The sequence below is a fragment of the Agromyces sp. MMS24-JH15 genome (assembly GCF_043518605.1).
GTDB lineage: Bacteria > Actinomycetota > Actinomycetes > Actinomycetales > Microbacteriaceae > Agromyces.
This window is the reverse complement of the sequence record NZ_CP171358.1, coordinates 3,083,843-3,100,450: the sequence shown is the minus strand read 5'-3', so window position 1 is coordinate 3,100,450 and position 16,608 is coordinate 3,083,843. Positions and strand designations below refer to the sequence as shown.

17 protein-coding genes are annotated in these 16,608 nt (G+C 70.9%); 5 read left to right on the top strand and 12 right to left on the bottom strand.

Going from position 1 to position 16,608, the window contains the following annotated elements; all coding sequences use genetic code 11:
• Positions 1-47: 47 nt before the first annotated feature.
• From ACDF64_RS14140 to ACDF64_RS14130, 3 genes are read right to left on the bottom strand one after another with little or no spacing between them, the layout of a single operon-like run.
• Positions 48-515 (bottom strand): GtrA family protein, encoded by a 468-nt coding sequence (locus ACDF64_RS14140; RefSeq protein WP_394551999.1) that lies wholly within the window; start codon positions 513-515, stop codon positions 48-50.
• Entirely contained in the window at positions 505-1,263 is a 759-nt protein-coding gene (locus tag ACDF64_RS14135) for a polyprenol monophosphomannose synthase (protein ID WP_394551998.1), read from the bottom strand. Before ACDF64_RS14135 ends, ACDF64_RS14140 begins: the two co-directional genes overlap by 11 nt.
• A 2-nt stretch (positions 1,264-1,265) precedes the next feature.
• A complete protein-coding gene (locus tag ACDF64_RS14130; RefSeq protein ID WP_394551997.1) occupies positions 1,266-2,777 on the bottom strand; it encodes a glycosyltransferase family 39 protein in 1,512 nt (503 codons plus the stop codon).
• Between the two features lie 187 nt (positions 2,778-2,964).
• On the opposite strand from ACDF64_RS14130, the gene ACDF64_RS14125 reads away from it, so the two are divergent.
• From ACDF64_RS14125 to ACDF64_RS14115, 3 genes are read left to right on the top strand one after another with little or no spacing between them, the layout of a single operon-like run.
• The gene (locus ACDF64_RS14125) at positions 2,965-3,786 is read left to right on the top strand and encodes a hypothetical protein (protein ID WP_394551996.1); all 822 of its coding nucleotides are present in this window, start codon (positions 2,965-2,967) and stop codon (positions 3,784-3,786) included.
• 53 nt (positions 3,787-3,839) lie between these two features.
• Positions 3,840-4,517: a response regulator transcription factor gene (locus tag ACDF64_RS14120; RefSeq protein WP_394551995.1), complete on the top strand. Its 678-nt coding sequence runs from the start codon at positions 3,840-3,842 to the stop codon at positions 4,515-4,517.
• Positions 4,514-5,872 (top strand): sensor histidine kinase, encoded by a 1,359-nt coding sequence (locus ACDF64_RS14115; protein ID WP_394551994.1) that lies wholly within the window; start codon positions 4,514-4,516, stop codon positions 5,870-5,872. The genes ACDF64_RS14120 and ACDF64_RS14115 overlap by 4 nt, the downstream gene beginning before the upstream one ends.
• Positions 5,873-5,958: 86 nt before the next feature.
• On the opposite strand, the gene ACDF64_RS14110 is transcribed toward ACDF64_RS14115, so the two are convergent.
• The 3 genes from ACDF64_RS14110 to ACDF64_RS14100 form a co-directional block, all read right to left on the bottom strand.
• Complete coding sequence (locus tag ACDF64_RS14110; RefSeq protein ID WP_394551993.1) at positions 5,959-6,366, bottom strand: hypothetical protein; 408 nt, start codon at positions 6,364-6,366, stop codon at positions 5,959-5,961.
• Positions 6,367-6,468: 102 nt separating this feature from the next.
• On the bottom strand, positions 6,469-7,809 hold the full coding sequence (locus ACDF64_RS14105; protein ID WP_394551992.1) for a sensor histidine kinase: 1,341 nt from the start codon (positions 7,807-7,809) through the stop codon (positions 6,469-6,471).
• Positions 7,796-8,473 (bottom strand): response regulator transcription factor, encoded by a 678-nt coding sequence (locus ACDF64_RS14100; protein WP_394551991.1) that lies wholly within the window; start codon positions 8,471-8,473, stop codon positions 7,796-7,798. The genes ACDF64_RS14105 and ACDF64_RS14100 overlap by 14 nt, the downstream gene beginning before the upstream one ends.
• A gap of 228 nt (positions 8,474-8,701) precedes the next feature.
• Here ACDF64_RS14100 and ACDF64_RS14095 point away from each other — a divergent pair, with 228 nt between their 5' ends.
• Entirely contained in the window at positions 8,702-9,637 is a 936-nt protein-coding gene (locus tag ACDF64_RS14095; RefSeq protein WP_394555152.1) for an FHA domain-containing protein, read from the top strand.
• Positions 9,638-9,641: 4 nt separating this feature from the next.
• Positions 9,642-10,040, top strand: coding sequence for a hypothetical protein (locus ACDF64_RS14090; protein WP_394551990.1), 399 nt, complete (start codon positions 9,642-9,644; stop codon positions 10,038-10,040).
• Between the two features lie 8 nt (positions 10,041-10,048).
• On the opposite strand, the gene ACDF64_RS14085 is transcribed toward ACDF64_RS14090, so the two are convergent.
• From ACDF64_RS14085 to ACDF64_RS14060, 6 genes are all read right to left on the bottom strand, one after another.
• Complete coding sequence (locus ACDF64_RS14085) at positions 10,049-10,966, bottom strand: fumarylacetoacetate hydrolase family protein (RefSeq protein WP_394551989.1); 918 nt, start codon at positions 10,964-10,966, stop codon at positions 10,049-10,051.
• A 107-nt stretch (positions 10,967-11,073) separates the two neighbouring features.
• Positions 11,074-12,087 carry an amidohydrolase family protein gene (locus ACDF64_RS14080; RefSeq protein WP_394551988.1) on the bottom strand — a complete coding sequence of 338 codons (1,014 nt, stop codon included), beginning with the start codon at positions 12,085-12,087 and terminating at the stop codon, positions 11,074-11,076.
• Entirely contained in the window at positions 12,084-13,217 is a 1,134-nt protein-coding gene (locus ACDF64_RS14075; protein WP_394551987.1) for an FAD-dependent monooxygenase, read from the bottom strand. The genes ACDF64_RS14080 and ACDF64_RS14075 overlap by 4 nt, the downstream gene beginning before the upstream one ends.
• A gap of 49 nt (positions 13,218-13,266) precedes the next feature.
• A complete protein-coding gene (locus ACDF64_RS14070; RefSeq protein WP_394551986.1) occupies positions 13,267-14,265 on the bottom strand; it encodes a cyclase family protein in 999 nt (332 codons plus the stop codon).
• 121 nt (positions 14,266-14,386) lie between these two features.
• Positions 14,387-15,358, bottom strand: coding sequence for a fumarylacetoacetate hydrolase family protein (locus ACDF64_RS14065; protein WP_394551985.1), 972 nt, complete (start codon positions 15,356-15,358; stop codon positions 14,387-14,389).
• Between the two features lie 80 nt (positions 15,359-15,438).
• Positions 15,439-16,458, bottom strand: a complete 1,020-nt coding sequence (locus tag ACDF64_RS14060; protein WP_394551984.1) for a VOC family protein — start codon at positions 16,456-16,458, stop codon at positions 15,439-15,441.
• Positions 16,459-16,608 lie beyond the last annotated feature (150 nt).

Sequence of the window (16,608 nt, the reverse complement as noted above, 5' to 3'; positions counted from 1 at the left end):
GTTAGCGATTCCGGTTCGGTGGCGAGCCCGAGGAGTCCACCGGCAGCTCATCGCGGGCCGGCGACCGGCTCCGCGACGAGTGCGGTGCGCCGCGCGCCGTAGACCCAGTACCGGTAGGCGACGAACCGGAACGCCGAGCCGAGCGCGAGGCCGAGCACGTTCGCGGACAGGTTGTCAGCGAGCACCGAGGTGTGGTGCAGGACGTAGTGCGTCATTCCCAGGCAGAGCACGGCGATGAGGCTGCCGCCGATGCTCACGAGGCCGAACTCGACGGCCTCCCTGAGCAGGTCCGTCCTTCGGTGATCCCGGAACGTCAGCCACCGGTTGCCGAGCCAGTTCGCCGTGATCGCGGCGGTCGTCGAGATCACCTTCGCGACCAGCGGGCCTCCGTGCACCGACTGCGGGGACAGCGCGGTCAGCGTGAGCAGGTTGAACAGCCCCACGTCCAGCAGGAAGCCTGCGCCGCCGACGATGCCGAACTGGGCGACCTGTCGAACCAGCCGGTCAGTCGACACGGCTCGGCTCCGCGGGGCGGTGCACCGTATCCGTGGGATGCATCCTCGAACTCGACAGCCCCCACGCCGTGACGCGCACCATCGCCTCGAGGACGATCCGCATGGTCATCTTCGATCGACCGGCGGTTCGCTCGACGAAGGTGATGGGGACCTCCACCACGCGCAGGCCCCGTCGCACCGCACGCCAGAGCAGTTCGACCTGGAACCCGTACCCCTCGCTGCGGAGCAGTTCGGGTCGGATGCCGCGAAGCGCGTCCGACCGGATCGCACGGTACCCGCCCGTCGCATCGCGCTGCGTCAGGCCGAGGGCGGTCCGCGCATAGGCGCTCCCGCCCAGGGAGAGCCACCGACGGTGGACCGGCCACCCGTGCACGCTGCCTCCGGGGATCCAGCGCGAGCCCACCACCAGATCGGCGTCCCCCAGCGCGGCGAGGAGGCGGGGCAGCTCCTCCGGGCGGTGCGAGCCGTCGGCGTCCATCTCGACGACGGCGTCGTACCCGCGATCCAGGGCCCAGGCGAACCCCGCCCGATAGGCGGCGCCGAGCCCGTCCTTGCTGCGCCGGTGGAGCACATGCACCCGCGGCTGGAGGTCGGCCAGCCCGTCGGCGATGCCGCCCGTGCCGTCGGGGGAGCCGTCATCCACGATCAGCAGCTCGATGTCGGGCATCGCGGCGAGGACTCCGGAGACCGAGGCGTCGATGTTGTCGCGCTCGTTGTAGGTGGGCATGACGACCAGGGTTCCGGACATGATCACTCCTTCGACAGTTCGTAGACGGTGGTGCGATGCACCGGGAACGCCCGCACGAGGCGGTACCCGAGCGACCGGACGGCGTCGACATCCGATCGGTCCGCTCCGGCCTCGACGACCCAGACGGTCCGGTGCGCGACGACGCGCGCGTGGACGGCGTCATTCCGGGCGACGCGGTCCCAGAGGAACGATCGGTTCGCGTACGGCTCGAGCAGCGCGACGTCGTCGAGGCCGGTGAAGCTCGACGGATACAGGTCGAGCGCCAGCCTCGGTCTCCGCGACGGCTTCGTCGACTGGTCGAACACGACGGCGTCGCCCGCGACGGCGTGCGCGGCGACCACGGCAGCCGTCTGGCGCAGGTCGCTGCCGCCGTCCTTCGCGTAGGGACCGCGCTGCGCCGCATACCGGGGCGCCGCCGCCACGCAGAGGGCGACGAGTGCCACGACGAGCGCGAGTCGACGGGAACGGCGATCCCGGGCGAGCCCCGCGAGGCAGTCGACGCCGATCGCGACGAGGAGGGCCACCGCCGGAAGGCAGTACGCGACGTAGCGGAGGTTGTACATCGGACTGACCCACGCGTTCCCGGCCAGGAGCAGCGAGGTCGGCACAGCGAGCCAGGTGATCGCGATGAGGATTCCGGGTCGCCACGGATGGCGCCCCCTGACGACGGTCGCGACGAGCGCGACCGCGATGAGCCCCCATGCGAGGATCGCGAACGCAGGCGAGCCGAACCACTGACGCACGAACACGGACCACGCGGTCGCGTACGAGCGCCTCGCGAGGAACTCGATCTGCCCGCGCTGGGCGAGCCCCAGCAGCAGGATCGGGGCCGCCACCACCCCGGCGAGCACCATCGACTGCGCCCACCGTCGGACCGCCGCTCGGCGTGTGCCGATCACCACGAGGCCCACCCCATGCACGACGACGAGGAGGACGAGGTAGAGGAAGACGTACGCCGACGCGGCGACGCCGAGCCCGTAGAGCGCCCACATCCACCGGCGAGCCTCACGTCGTCGAACGAGCGAGACGAACCAGACGGTCATCCAGACGCCCGCGGCGATCGCGAACGCGGAGGAACGCGCCTCGGCGCCCATCCGCGTCGTCTGCGGGATGATCGCGAAGACCAGGCCGGCGAGGATCCCCACTCGCAGTCCGAAGAGCTGCTCGCCCAGGAGCACGGTGCCCGCCGCCGCGAGCCCGATCGCGACCCCGCTCGGGAACCGGACGGCGGCCTCGGCGGTGCCGACGAGCCCCGTCCAGGCGTGGAGGCAGAGGTAGTAGGCGCCATGCACCGCGTCGACGTGCGCGAGCATCCCGAAGAGGCTCGGCAGGCTCCGGGTCGCGGAGAGCACGCTCGCCGCTTCGTCGCCCCAGTACGACGAGGCGCCCGCACCCGCGATCGAGAGGGCTGCGGCGGCGACGCCGACGATCAGGGCGACGATCCGAGGCCGCGGTCGGTCGCGATCCGTCGGCGGCGACGGAATCACGGTGCGCACGTCGGTCGTGCCGGTCATGCCGTCCCCCTTCGCTGCCCGGTGGCCCCAGCCTGCGAGGCTCGGCTGAGCGGCCGGTGATTCGCAGGCGCGAAACCCTGCGAACTCGTACACGAACCGGCCCGATCCGGCCGTTCGTGTGAGTTCGCTCACGCGCACCGGGCCTCACCTCAGGAGCCGCCCAGCGAGACTCGGAACGGTGGCACGCATGACCACCACGACTCCTGTCTCCACTCGCGTCAGCGACCTGCTCCTCAGCAAGGTCCCGCAAGTCACGCTGGCCTTCTGGGTCATCAAGGTCTTCTCGACCACGGTCGGGGAGACCGCGGCCGACTACCTCAACGTGACCCTCGGGTTCGGGTTGACCGTCACCTCGATCGTCACGGGCGTCCTGTTCCTCATCGCCCTCGGCGTCCAGTTCTGGACGAGACGGTACGTGCCGGCCGTGTACTGGCTGACGGTCGTGCTCATCAGCGTCGTCGGCACGCTGATCACCGACAACCTCACGGATGCCGCGGGCATCCCGCTCTGGGTCTCGACGATCGTGTTCACGTTCCTGCTCGCCGCGACGTTCACCGTCTGGTACCTCCGCGAGCGCACGCTCTCGATCCACTCGATCGTCACCCGCACCCGCGAGGCGTACTACTGGCTCGCGATCCTCTTCACGTTCGCGCTCGGCACGGCCGCGGGCGATCTGGTCTCCGAGTCGCTGGGCCTCGGATACCTGCTCGCGGCCATCCTGTTCGCCGCCGTCATCGGTGTCATCGCGCTCGCGTACTTCGTCTTCCGCGCGAACGCGGTGCTCTGCTTCTGGTTGGCGTACATCCTGACGCGACCCCTCGGCGCCTCGCTCGGCGACCTCGCCTCCCAGCCGGTCGAAGACGGCGGGCTCGGACTCGGGACGACCCTGACGAGCGTCGCGTTCCTCGCCGTGATCGTCGTGCTCGTGGTGTTCATGACGATCCGCCTCAACCGGGACCGCACGCAGTTGGAACTCGAAGCGGGGGAGGCCGAGCTCGCCGGCGCCTGACGTTTCGGCGGCGGATCTAGGATGATCGTGCGCCGACACGTGAGGAGGTTGGCATGCGGATCCTCGTCGTCGACGACGAACCCGAGATGACCGAGCTGCTGGCCAGGGGACTGGCCGCCGAGGGCCACGACGTCACGCAAGCCCACGACGGGATCGCGGCGATGAGTTCGACGGTCTCGGGGGGCATCGAGTTGGCCGTCGTCGACCTGATGCTCCCTGGAATGTCCGGCTTCGAACTGAGCCGCCGGATCAAGGAGTTCGACCCGACGATCGCCGTGATCCTCCTCACGGCGAGGCAGGCCGTCGACGACCGGGTGCGCGGACTTGACTCGGGCGCGGACGACTACATGATCAAACCGTTCGACCTCGCCGAACTCTCCGCCCGGATCCGGGCGGTTCGTCGTCGAGATGCGCTCCACGCCCCGGCGCATCTCCAGCTCGCCGACCTCTCGATGGACCTGCAGCGCCATCGCGTCCGCGTCGGAGGCAGGGAGGTGGCGATGAGCCGGACCGAGTTCGACGTGCTCCGAACGCTCGTCAGCAACCCGTCCGCGACCGTGACCCGAGCCGAGATCCTCGACGAGGTCTGGGACTCGGGAGCGCACATCGACTCCAACGTCGTGGACCAGTACGTGAGCTACCTGCGGCGCAAGCTGCACGGCGCATCGGCGGGCGTCCGGATCGTCACGATCCGCGGCATCGGCTTCCAACTGGTTGCAGGGCGGCCTTGATCCCCAGGAACCTCGGCATCCGGACCCGGATCGTCGGCGGCAGCCTCATCATCGCCATCCTCATCTCGACGGCCGCCGGGATCGTCCTCGATTCGCAGATCGACCGGATCGTGCGCGAGGGCACGACGACCGTGCTCCGAAGCGAGAGCGCACCCTACGTGACGGCGCTCGAGACCGAACCGACCGAGTCCTTCGATTCCCCGGGCCCGTCGCAGCTCGTCGCGGTGGTCGCCCCGGACGGGTCGACGCCGGTCGACACGCTGCCGGGCGGACTCGACGCGCAGCTCTCGGACCTCACCGGGGCCGAGCACACCACGAGCGTGACGTCCGCGGGCAGCACCTACCTCGTCCGCTCGACGCCGGTCGAGGTGTTCGGCCAGACCTGGCACGTGGTCGCGGCACGCAGTGCGGACGCCGAGGACGACGTCCTGATGCAGATGCGGCTCCTCCTCGTCCTCGGGCTCGCGCTGATCGCGCTCGGCACAGCCGCGGCCGCGTGGCTCCTGACCTCGGCGTCGCTCAGCCCCGTGACCGGACTCCGGACGAGCGCGAAGGCACTCAGCGTCTCGGAGACCGACGAACTCCTCCCGGTCGGGGACACGAATGACGAGATCGCCGAACTCGCCCGGACCTTGAACGGACTCATCGAGCGACTGCGGGCCTCCGCGAACCGCGAACGCCAGCTCGTCTCGGATGCGAGCCACGAGCTGCGGACACCACTCGCCCTCCTCACCACCCAACTCCAGGTCGCGATCGCCGAGGCATCCTCGAAGGAGCAGCTCCTCGCAGATCTCGAAGGCGCGCAGCGCAACGTCGTCCGGCTCTCCTCGCTCGTCTCGTCGCTCCTCGAGCTGTCCGAGATCGAAGCGGTCGGCCGGGGCGGACGGGCGACGGGCGCCGAACTCGGGCTGGAGGCCGTGGAGGCCGTCGACCGCGCGCGATTCCATGCGCGCGAGCGGGCAATCGCGATCGGATACGCCGGGATCCCGAACGCGACCGATGGCCCCGAGTTCGCGATCCGGGCGGCGGACTTCGGCCGGATCATCGACAACCTCACGAACAACTCGCTCGGCGCGATCACGGATCCCGGACGGATCGACATCCGGCTCGAACTGGACGGCGATCGGCTGCGACTCGAGGTCGCGGACACCGGTGGCGGGCTCGATCCCGCGTTCGAGCCGGCCGCGTTCGATCGGTTCAGCCGCCAGGACCCCTCGCGCGGCCCGGGCAAGGGCGCCGGGCTCGGACTGGCGATCGTCGCGGCGATCGTCGAGAACGCCGACGGTGAGATCCGCCTCGAGAACCGGCCGGGCGACGGACTCACCGTGATCGTCTCGCTCCGCGCCCTGGGTTGATCGATCCGGGCGGGTTCGGGACGCAACCGAGCCGCCGTTCGATTCGATACGGCGGCTCGTTCCCGCGTTGCCAGGGGGCAGCCGGGTCAGTCGTCGGCGGTCTCCCCGTCTCCATCGCCCTGCGGGCCCTCGTTCTGCTGGGTGCTGTCGTCGGCGGTCTCCCCGTCGCCGTCGCCCTGCTCGGAGTTCGGGCTGACGTCGATGACCGTGAACGAGTCGTCGAGCCGGACGTCGACGGATCCGCCGGCGTCGAGCTGCAACTCGATCTCGTAGGCGGCCTCGTCACCCCCGGCCTCCGACTCGGTCACCGTGCCGGGGCCGGCGGCTGCGATGGCGGCCGCCGTGGCCTGATCGAGCGCGGCACCGGTGATGGGCGCCGACGAGTCCTCCGGACCGTCGTCTCCGCCGCCGCCGCCGCCGACGGTGGCGAATGCGGCGACCGTGCCGCCGGCGATGAGCACCGCGCCCGCAGCTGCGGCGGTGAATGCGATCACTCGTTTCCTCATGAGCATCGTTCCTTTCCTCGAGAACGACCCCAGTGTGCGTCGCGGCCGCTGAACCGGCGCTGAAGCGAACCTCGGAACCCGACGGCGTGATCAGGCGTCCGGATGGGTCGGCAGTTCGATCACGGCGGAGGCGCCGCCGAGCTCGGCATCCTCGGTCAGGTGGACCGTGCCACCGTGCACGTGCGCGATCTCCGCGACGATCGCGAGCCCGAGGCCGCTCCCGCCGTGCGCGCGTGCCCTGCTTGCGTCCAGCCGCACGAACCGTTCGAACACGCGCGCACGGTCGGCGGCGGGGACGCCCGGGCCGTCATCCCCGACGCTCAGGACGATCCGCTCGGGTTCGCGGCGCACCGCGAGGGAGACCCGCGAGCGCGCGTGCCGCGCTGCGTTGTCGACGAGATTGCGCACGAGCTGGCCGAGCAGCGCCCGATCTCCGCGCATCCGGGCCGCGGCGATGCCGCGCGTGTCCACCGTCGGCCCGCCCAGGCTGCGGAGCCGGGCGGCCTCGTCGAGCAGGAGGTCGTCGAGGTCGACGTCCTGCGGTTCCAGGTGCAGGGCGGCCTCGTCGGCGCGGGCGAGCACCAGCATGCCCTGCACCAGGGACTCCAAGCGAGCCCCCTCCTCCAGCACGGCCGTCGCGAGTTCGTCGTCGGCGAGGCGTTCGGGATGGGCGCGGGACAGCTCCGCGTACTGCCGCAGCACGGCAAGGGGCGACTTCAGCTCGTGCGAGGCATCCGAGATGAATCGTCGCTGGGATGCCTGCGCGAGGTCGAGCCGCGCGAGCATCGCGTTCAGCGTGCCCGCCAGACGGTCGATCTCGTCGTGCGTTCCCGGCTCGTCGACGCGTCGACTCAGGGTCGCCGACGTGACGTCGCCGACCTGGCGTCGCATCCGCTCGACCGGTGCCAGCGCGCGACCGACGCCGACCCACGCCACGACCGCGACGAGCGCGACGAGGATCGGGACCCCGATGGCCAAGGCGATCGCAACCGTCGCGATCGTCTGATCCGCATCCGAGGTCGGCCGGCCCGCGATCACCGTGAGGTCGCCGTCGGTCCGCTCGATCGCGACGGCGTATCGCGTGTCGCCGACCTGGACGACCGGCTCCGGGTGCTCGGTCGAGGTCACGGGCGTGGTCGGGGCATCCTCGCTCCCGGCGACGACCGTGCCGGACGCGTCGACCACCTGCACCAGGTGGTCGTCGTCGAGTTCGCCGATCCCTGCGACGCCGCCGGACTCGATCTGCGACGAGACGGCGGACGCATCCTGTCGCGCCCCCTCCATCAGCCCGTCGTACAGCGAGGCCCGCACGAGGGCCCAGAGCGTGATCGACCCCACGATCAACGCGAGCGCGACCACCGCCGTCGCGACGAGGGTGAGGCGGACGCGAACGCCGGCACGCCGCCGGATCTGCGGATCAGGGGCCATCATCGCCCAGACGGTATCCCGCGCCCCGGAGCGTCTCGATGCTCGCACGCCCGAACGGGCGATCGATCTTGTTCCGAAGGTGCCGGATGTAGACCTCGACGATGTTGGGGTCGCCGTCGAATCCGAAGTCCCACACGCCGTCGAGGATCGCCCGCTTCGTGACGACCTGTCCCGCGCGGTGGACGAGGAACTCGAGCACCGCGAACTCCCTCGCCGTCAGGTCGATCGGCTCGCCGTCGCGCTCGACGCGTCGGGTCGAAGGGTCCAGCGCGAGGTCGCCGACTCGGAGGATGGGCGGTCGAGGCGAACTGCCGCGTCGGATCAGGGCACGGATGCGGGCGACGAGGATGGCGAACGTGTACGGCTTGCTGAGGTAGTCGTCGGCGCCGGTCTCGAGGGCCTCGACCTGGTCGTCGACGCCGTCCTTCGCGGTGAGCACCAGCACGGGCGTCCAGTTGTCGGCCTCGCGGAGGCGGCGGCAGATCGTGTAGCCGCTCATTCCCGGGAGCATGAGGTCCAGGACGATCGCCGCGTACGGCTGCTCCTGGGCGAGCCAGAGGCCGTCGATGCCGTTCGCCGCCGTGTCGACCGCGAACCCCTCGGCTTCGAGCCCGCGCTTCATGCCGTCCGCGAGCCGTCGTTCATCCTCGACGATCAGCACCCGCATCGGCCCACCTTCTGTCGGGCACAGTATTGCGCGCCTCGGCTGAAGCCTCGCTGAAGGAGCGGCGGATCGCCGATTCCGCTGGGTGACCGATCAGCACGGCCGGTGACATTCGGGGCCGAGGACGTCGAGGCCGGCATCGACACCTCGATGGCGCTCGCACGCGAGGTCGCCGGGCGTGTCGCGCGCGCTTCGGATGGGGCTGGTTTCAGGGCTTCCCCGTAGGTGAGGATGCGTCATTTTAGCTACGCTGGCATCGGCGATCCGGCCGCGGATCGCGTGATCGAGGGGAGCGATCATGGGTCTCACTGCCGGGGTGGACGAGCGATGAATGCCGACGCATCCGGCGTTTGGCGTGGCTTCATCGTCGAGGCCGGCGGCGCCGTGAACAGCATCATTCCGATTCCGACGAGGACCGCGACCGTGGGCTCCGATCCATCCGTCGACGTCCCCCTGCCGTACACCGGCGTGAGCCGGCAGCACCTCCGCCTCGATGGGACCGGACCCGTCGTGCAGGTCACGGACCTGCAGTCCACGAACGGCACCTGGATCAACGACCGACGGGAAGCGCGGGCCGCCCTGCAGGACGGCGACCGCCTCAGCCTCGGCAGTGTGAGGCTTCGCTTCTTCGACACCACAGCGCCACGCCCGTCAGGGGCGCCCTCGACCGGGGGTTTGCCGTTCGCGCCCACCGTGCCCGGAGGCGGAGGCGGAGGCGGAGGCGCCGGCGGCACCGACCGCCACGAGATCACGCAGGACCGGAACAAGGTCGGCGGCGACCAGCACAACGTGGCTGGTGACCAGCACAACATCGCGGGCAGCCAGCACAACATCGGGCGGGACGCGTTCTTCGCCGGCGGGAACCAGCACTGGGATCAGCGGGTCAACATCTCCGCAGACCTCGACCCGTCCGAAGAGCTCTTCAACGGCGAAGGTCCGGGACGATGGATCGCCATCCTCGGCGGCCTCATCGCGCTCGGTGGATTCGCCTGGTTCGGCATCCAGATCTTCGGCGCCATCACGAGCATGGGCGCGAGTGGGCCCGGTGGGAGTTCCGGTCCGCCGCCGGCGCTCGGCTACGCCTTCGGGATCTTCGCGGTCGGCACCGTCCTGTACGGAATCGGGGCGAGCATGTCGAAAGCCCGGCGGAAACGAAACAGCGGGTGACGCGGTGGGAATCAACATCGGCAAGAACACGGTCCGCGGCGACCAGACGATCATCGACGGCCCGCAGACGAACATCGGGCGGGACCAGGTCAACGTGGGCCCGGCACCGCGCGAGGTACGACGATCGCTCGACGACCTCATCGACGAAGCGCGTCGGCTGCTGCCGCCTGAACGGTTCGCCGGCGTCGCGGAGGCGATACGTGGCATCGACAGCTCGATGAGCTCCGCCGATCCGGATCGTCGGAAGGCGGCGTCACGGTTGGGAACCGCGGTCGAACTCATGCAGCAGAGCGGCGCCGCGCTCGAGGCGGGAAGTTCGCTCGCGCAGGGCATCACCAGGATCGCTCAGTGGATCGGCCCGATTGCGGGGTCGGTGCTCGCTGGAGTGGGGCTCCTGCCCTGACAGCGGCGTCACCGGGTTCGCGCGCGGGTGCGCTCGCGTGCGGCCGGGATCGGCGGTGCGGCGACCGCGGCGCCCACGGTCGCGACGAGTTCGCCGATGCCCTCGACGGACATCCGGACTTCGTCGCCCTCCCGCAGCGCGGGTCGCGTCGAGCCGCGGCCCCACAGCTCGCCGAGGCATCCGCCGTTGCCGACCGTGCCCGAGCCGAGCACGTCGCCCGGCACGACCCGCGAGTTCCGCGACGCGTACGCGACGAGCTCGGGGAACGGCCAGCCCATGTTCGAGACGAGGTCCTCGCCGACGAGTTCGCCGTCGACCCGGACCTCGGCGCGGATCGCGAGGAAGCCGTCGGCGTCGAGGGACCCGTCCAACTCGTCGGCCGTGACGATCCACGGGCCGAGGCTCGTGCCGAAGTCCTTCCCCTTCGCCGGCCCGAGCCGCACCTTCATCTCGCGTCCCTGGAGGTCCCGCGCGGACCAGTCGTTCATGATCGTGTAGCCGAAGATGACGGATGCCGCCGCCTGCGGCGTCAGGTTCGACTCGGGCGCACCGGGCGCCGCGCCGATCACGACCGCGACCTCGAGCTCGAAGTCGAGCCGCTCGGTCACGGGCGGCGAGACGGGTTCGCCCGGCCCGAGGATCGTGTGCGGGTTCGTGAAGTAGAAGGTCGGCGCCTCGTACCACTCCGGCACGACCTCGCTGCGCCCGTCGACGGCGGCACTGATGCCCTCGACGTGCTCCTCGAACGCGACGAAGTCGCGCACGGAGGCCGGCACGAGCGGGGCGAGCAGGCGCACGTCGGCGAGCGGCGTGCCGGGATCGTGCTCGACACGGGCGAAGGCGGCGCGAGCGGCATCGAGCCCGCCGGCGAGCACGTCTGCCACCGTGAGGCCGTCGGGGAACGGGACGACGGTGCCGCCGATCACGAAGCCTTCGCACGGCGTTTCGTCTCGCTTCGCTCGCTCAACGACCGGAGGGGGCGTCTCGTCTCGCTGCGCTCGCTCAACGACCGGAGCGAGCCACCGGGCGATCCTCATGCGCGCACCCGCGTCGCGAGGAGGGACTCGGCATTCGCCGAGAGGATCCGGTCGGCATGCTCGTCGGGAAGCCCCGCCTCGCGGACGAACGCGACCGGGTCGTCGAGGCCCATGTCGAACGGGAAGTCGCTGCCGAGCACGACCTGGGACGCACCCGCGACCTCGATGAGGTGGCGGAGGGCGGCCGGGTCGTGCACGACGGTGTCGAACCAGAGCCTGCGCAGGTATGACGAGGGCTCGTGCTCGCACCGGTGCGCCTCCGGGCGCACGCGCCAGGCGCGGTCGGAGCGGCCGATGGCGAACGGCAGGTAGCCGCCGCCGTGCGCTGCGATGATCTTGAGCTGCGGGTGCCGGTCGAGCACGCCCGAGAAGATCAGGTGCGACAGCGCGACGGCGTTCTCCGTCGGCTGCCCGACCGTGTTCGACAGGTAGAAGCGGTCGAGCCGCTCGTCGAGCGAGCATCCGAACGGATGGAGGAAGACGACGGCGCCGAGCGCTTCGGCACGCGCCCAGAACGGCTCCAGCCGCTCGTCCGACAGCTCGACGTCGCCCGCGAACGAGGAGATCTCGACCCCGGCGAGCCCGCGTCCGAGGATCGCGTCGTCGAGGCATTCCACGATCCGCTCGGGATGCTGGAGCGGCACGAGGCCGAGTCCGGTGAGGCGATCCGGGGCCTGGGCGACGTGCGCCGCGATGAGGCGGTTCGCCTCGTTCGCGAGCCACACCGCGAGGCCCTCCGGCGCCCACGGCGAGAAGTGGTTGGGCGACGCGCTCACCCACTGCCGGTCGACGCCCTGCGCGTCCATCGCGGCGAGTCGCTCGGCGACCTGCGTGAGCTTCGGCACGCGCGCGCCGACCATCGGACCCGACACGGCGAGGCTCTCCGCGCCGTTGCGCCGGAGCTCCAGCGCCGCCGCTTCCGCGGCGAGCTCGGGCGCGCGCCGCTCGACCTCGGCCTGGAGCGACGGCAGGAGGACGTGCGCGTGGACGTCGGTGACGAGGCCGGTCATGCGGGTTCCGCCATCCGCTGTGCGATGCCGAAGATGAGCCCGCCGGCGTCCGCGTCGCGGTCGTGCTCGAGCTGCCACCGGCCGAGCTGCACGGATGCCTCGACCACCGCGGTCGCTCGCGGCAGGCGCCGCGCGTGGAAGTCGTCCCACAACTGCTGGTCGACCGCGTCGCGGGCGACGAGGAGTTCCGTCAGCACGAGGGCGTCCTCGAGTCCCTGTGCCGCGCCCTGCGCGATGGTCGGCGGGCAGCTGTGCGCGGCGTCGCCGAGGAGCACGACGTGGCCGCGGTTCCACGGGGCCTCGACGAGGTGCGTCGTGAACCACGTGTAGTTCGCGTGCGCGCCCTGCTCGAGGTCCGCACGGATCGAGTTCCACGGCCCGTCGTAGGCGCGCGACTCCTCGAGCATGATGCGGGTGGCATCCTCGTCGGACGTGCCGAAGCGGTCCTGCGCGTCTTCGACGAGGAACGCGTACATGCTGTCCTCACCCGTGGGCGTGTAGCCGGCGATGTAGACCGGGCCGCCGTAGTAGAGCTCGCTGCGCTCGACCTCGGCCGGGCGCGACACGAAGGTGCGCCAGATGCCCATGCCGGTCGGCTCGGGCCTGGTCTCGATGCCGATCAGGTCGCGCACGTTCGAGTTGAGCCCGTCGGCGCCGATCAGCAGGTCGTAGACGCCGGCTGACGCCTCGTTCACGAGGACCTCGACGTGGTCGTCGCCCGGCACGAGCCCGGTGACCTTCGCGTCGAAGCGGACGTTCGCGCCCGCCGCCTCGGCGTGCTCGAAGAGGATCCGGGTGAGGTCGGCGCGGGGCATCCCCATCGCCGCCGGGTAGTCGGGCCCGCCCGTCTTCACGTCCGGCAGGGACGCGACGACCGGCGCTCCGGGCCCGGGCGCGCGCAGGTCGAGCCCCTCGAACGCGTAGCCCGCGGCGCGGATGTCGTCCCACGCTCCGAGCGCGTCGAACACGCGCAGCGCGTTGCCCTGCAGCGAGATGCCCGACCCGAGGGCGGTGAGCTCGGGCTTGGCTTCGAAGACGTCGACGTGGACGCCGGCCTTCGCGAGCTGGATGGCGGCGGCGAGTCCGGTCACGCCGCCTCCGGCGATCGCGACCCTGGTGACTGCGGTCATGTCAGAACCTCCTTGTTCTGTTCGGTGGAGCTGGTACTGGGTCGACGGGCTAGAGGATGGCGACGGGGTTGATCGGCGACCCGACGGCACCGGTGATCGGAAGCGGCGCCGCGGACAGCAGGAACTCGAAGCGGTCGGCCTCGGCGCACACCTGGCCGAGCAGGTCGAGGTCCCACAGCTCGCCGACTGTGAGGCCCAGGTTCGGGATCACGACCTGGTGCAGCGGCTGGAATGCGGGCACGTCGAACTCGTTCGGCCGCACCTCGAACCCCCACGTGTCGGTCGCGATCGCGGCGATCTCGGTGCGATGCAGCCAGGTCGCGGTGGTGAGCGACAGGCCCGGCGCGGGGCCGCCCGCATAGTCGCCCCACCCGTCGCGTCGCGCGCGGGCGAGCTGGCCGGTGCGGACCAGGACGATGTCGCCCCGCCCGACCCGGCTCGTCTCGCCCTGCGCGGCGATCGTCGCGTCGAGGTCGGCCGCGGTGATCGCGTACCCGTCCTCGAGCTCGCCGGTCTCGGGCCGGAGGTGCCGGCCCACGTCGAGGAGCACGCCACGCGACACGATGACGGATGCCGCGTGCTCGATGCCCGTCACGAGGTCGCCGTCGCTCGTGACGACGTCACCCGCGCGGCGGCCGTTCCACGCCACCCCGTGGTCGAAGATGTGGCCGAGGCCGTCCCACTGCGTCGAGCACTGCAGCGGCATCGAGATGTGGTCGTCGGCGCCGCCGATGCCGTGCGGGAACCCCTGCGCGCCGCGCTCGGCGTCCGTCCCGGTGTCCATCATGAGATGGACCGGGTTCGTGCGGCGCCGCCACCCCTTCTGCGGTCCGTTCATGTCGAACGACTGCGACAGCGAGATCGCGCGCCCGTCTCGGACGAGGGCTGCGGCCTCGACGCGCTTGCCCGCGTCGATGAAGTTGAGCGTGCCGAGGCGGTCGTCGTCGCCCCATCGGCCCCAGTTCCGGACGGCGTCGGCACGCGCCGCGATCTCGGCCTCGGGGTGCTGCCGGTCGAGGTCGGCGTGGTGCTCGCTCGGCGCGGTCATGCTCGCGCCTCCGAGGTGGCGTTTCGTCTCGGTCGCTTCGCTCCCTCGCTCAACGACCGAGGAAGGCCGACCCTTCGGTCGTCGAGCAAGCGAAGCGAGATGAAACGGACCGCGTCGCGGCTCATACGGCGGCTCCTTCCGCGAGGCACCGGACGACCTGCGTGCCGAGGCCCGTGATCGATCCCGTCATGACGTCGCCGTCGCGCAGGAACCGCTTCCAATGCTGCCCGTTGCCGGCGGGACTCCCCGTCAGCAGGAGGTCGCCGGGCAGCAGGGGCATGGTCTGCGAGGCGCCCGAGACGAGTGCGGCGATGTCGAAGAGCAGGTCGCTCGTCGAGGCATCCTGCATGACCTCGCCGTTCAGCTCGAGGCGCACGTGCGCGTCGCGGGCGTCGACGAACCGCGCCGGGACCAGGAACGGGCCCGTGGGGAGGAACCCGGGCGCGTTCTTCGAGCGGTACCAGTCGGTGCCGATCTCCTTCATGTCCTTCCGGAACACGAGGTCGCGGGTCGTGACGTCGTTGACGATCGTGTAGCCCGCGACGTGGTCGAGCGCGTCCTCGCGGGAGACGCGGAACGCCTCGCGGCCGATCACGACCGCGAGCTCGAGCTCCCAGTCGTGCACGTCGCTGGACGCGGGGAGCACGAGCGGCACGTCGTCGCCGACGACGCACGCGGGCAGCCCGATGAAGAAGTACGGCTCGCCGTTCGCGGCGCGCTCGTCCATCATCTCCGCGGCGAACGCCCGCGCCTCCTCGGGCGTGCGGTCCGAGTTGTTCGTGAGGCCGGCCGCGACGAGCTCGATGACGTGCTGTCGGTAGTTCGCCCCGGTCTGCAGCACCTGGCGCGGTTCGACCGGCGCGATGAGCGTGACGTCGGCGAGGGGCATCCAGTCGCCGTCGGCCTCGGCGAGCAGGGCGAGGCGATCCCAATCCGGGTCCGCGAGGAACTCGTTCAGGCCCGCCGCGCCCGGCTCGTCCGCGATGAGCGGTCGGATGCGGTCGCCCGAGACGAGCCCGAGGAGGACGGAAACGCCGTCGCGGTAGCGCGCGAGGGCGAAGGGTGCGGTCAGCCCGGTTGACGTCGTCGTCATGATGTCCTTCGTGTCAGTGGTGCGGCGATGGGAATCCCGGGGGCGCAGGGCGTCTCACCGCGCCCCCGGGATCCGGTCTGTCAGCCCTGGCCGTGCTTGGCGTAGGGGTTGAAGAGCGCGTCCCTGATCTCGTCGGGCACGCCCTCCTCCGTCGCCGACGGGCCGTCGGCTGGCGGGAACGACTCGGTCATCGACATGGGCATCGCGCTGTTGCGGTAGAAGTTGTTCGACCCCTGCGAGGGCGTCCAGGTGTTGGCCTCCCAGTCGGGCACGTAGTTGCGGTACCCGCCCGTGTTGAGCTCGATGCGCAGGCTCGAGGGCTCGCGGTAGTAGAGGAAGTTCTGCTCGCCGATGCCGTGGATCGACGGGCCGTACTCGATCGGGTAGCCGTTCTCGCCGAGGACGTCCGCGGCGATGAGCAGTTCCTCGCGCGTGTCGACCCAGAACGCGTAGTGGTTCACGCGGCCGGCGCGCGTCGAGCCGTCGAGCACGACGCCGAGGTCGTGCGACTTCTCGTTCGTCGTGAGCACCGAGAACACCGAGATGGGCGCCTCGTCGAGCACCGTGCGCGCCATGAAGCGGAAGCCGAGCACGTCGACGTACCACTTCACGAACGCGTCGACGTCGCTCGTCGCGACCGTCACGTGGTCGAGCTGGCGCGGGGCGCCGGCGACCTTGCTGCGGCGCGAGGGGCGGTCCGGGTAGATCGACGCGGCGTCGCCCTCGGTGTCGTGGTGGCGCGTGACGTCCCAGTGCAGCGTGAGCGTGTGGCCCCACGGGCCCGTGAAGCGGTACGCGCGGCCGATCTTGTGCACGTCGACCCACTCGCCCTGGATGCCGGCGGCCTCGACGCGCTTCGCCGCCTCCTCGAGCGCCTCGGGGCTCGAGGTGCGCCAGGCCGCGGTGTCGAGCGACGGCTCGTCGCCGGGGAGCACGACCACGGAGTAGGCGTAGTAGTCGCCCCAGCACCGGAGGTACACGGCGCCGTCGACGCGGTCGACGACGGTGAGGCCCACCTGGTTCACGTAGAAGTCGACGGATGCCTCGACATCCGGTGACGTGATCGCCACGTAGGAGAGGTGGGAGAGCAGCTTGATCATCTTCGATCCTTTCAAGTCCGGGCGTCGGCGCCCGGAATCCACGATCCGTCATCGGGCCGTATCAGGGAAGGTGAATTCCGCGATGCGCGGTATCAGGGCGGTGGATACCGCCGGGGGAGTCCGGGATGGTGACGCCCAGCCGAGGGGGAC

Excerpts from the sequence above, each read along its gene's own strand:
- ACDF64_RS14135 (WP_394551998.1), bottom strand. The coding sequence starts at position 1,263 with ATGTCCGGAACCCTGGTCGTCATGCCCACCTACAACGAGCGCGACAAC.
- ACDF64_RS14130 (WP_394551997.1), bottom strand. The coding sequence starts at position 2,777 with ATGACCGGCACGACCGACGTGCGCACCGTGATTCCGTCGCCGCCGACG.
- ACDF64_RS14125 (WP_394551996.1), top strand. The coding sequence starts at position 2,965 with ATGACCACCACGACTCCTGTCTCCACTCGCGTCAGCGACCTGCTCCTC.
- ACDF64_RS14120 (WP_394551995.1), top strand. The coding sequence starts at position 3,840 with ATGCGGATCCTCGTCGTCGACGACGAACCCGAGATGACCGAGCTGCTG.
- ACDF64_RS14105 (WP_394551992.1), bottom strand. The coding sequence starts at position 7,809 with ATGATGGCCCCTGATCCGCAGATCCGGCGGCGTGCCGGCGTTCGCGTC.
- ACDF64_RS14100 (WP_394551991.1), bottom strand. The coding sequence starts at position 8,473 with ATGCGGGTGCTGATCGTCGAGGATGAACGACGGCTCGCGGACGGCATG.
- ACDF64_RS14095 (WP_394555152.1), top strand. The coding sequence starts at position 8,702 with ATGCGTCATTTTAGCTACGCTGGCATCGGCGATCCGGCCGCGGATCGC.
- ACDF64_RS14080 (WP_394551988.1), bottom strand. The coding sequence starts at position 12,087 with ATGACCGGCCTCGTCACCGACGTCCACGCGCACGTCCTCCTGCCGTCG.
- ACDF64_RS14075 (WP_394551987.1), bottom strand. The coding sequence starts at position 13,217 with ATGACCGCAGTCACCAGGGTCGCGATCGCCGGAGGCGGCGTGACCGGA.
- ACDF64_RS14070 (WP_394551986.1), bottom strand. The coding sequence starts at position 14,265 with ATGACCGCGCCGAGCGAGCACCACGCCGACCTCGACCGGCAGCACCCC.
- ACDF64_RS14065 (WP_394551985.1), bottom strand. The coding sequence starts at position 15,358 with ATGACGACGACGTCAACCGGGCTGACCGCACCCTTCGCCCTCGCGCGC.
- ACDF64_RS14060 (WP_394551984.1), bottom strand. The coding sequence starts at position 16,458 with ATGATCAAGCTGCTCTCCCACCTCTCCTACGTGGCGATCACGTCACCG.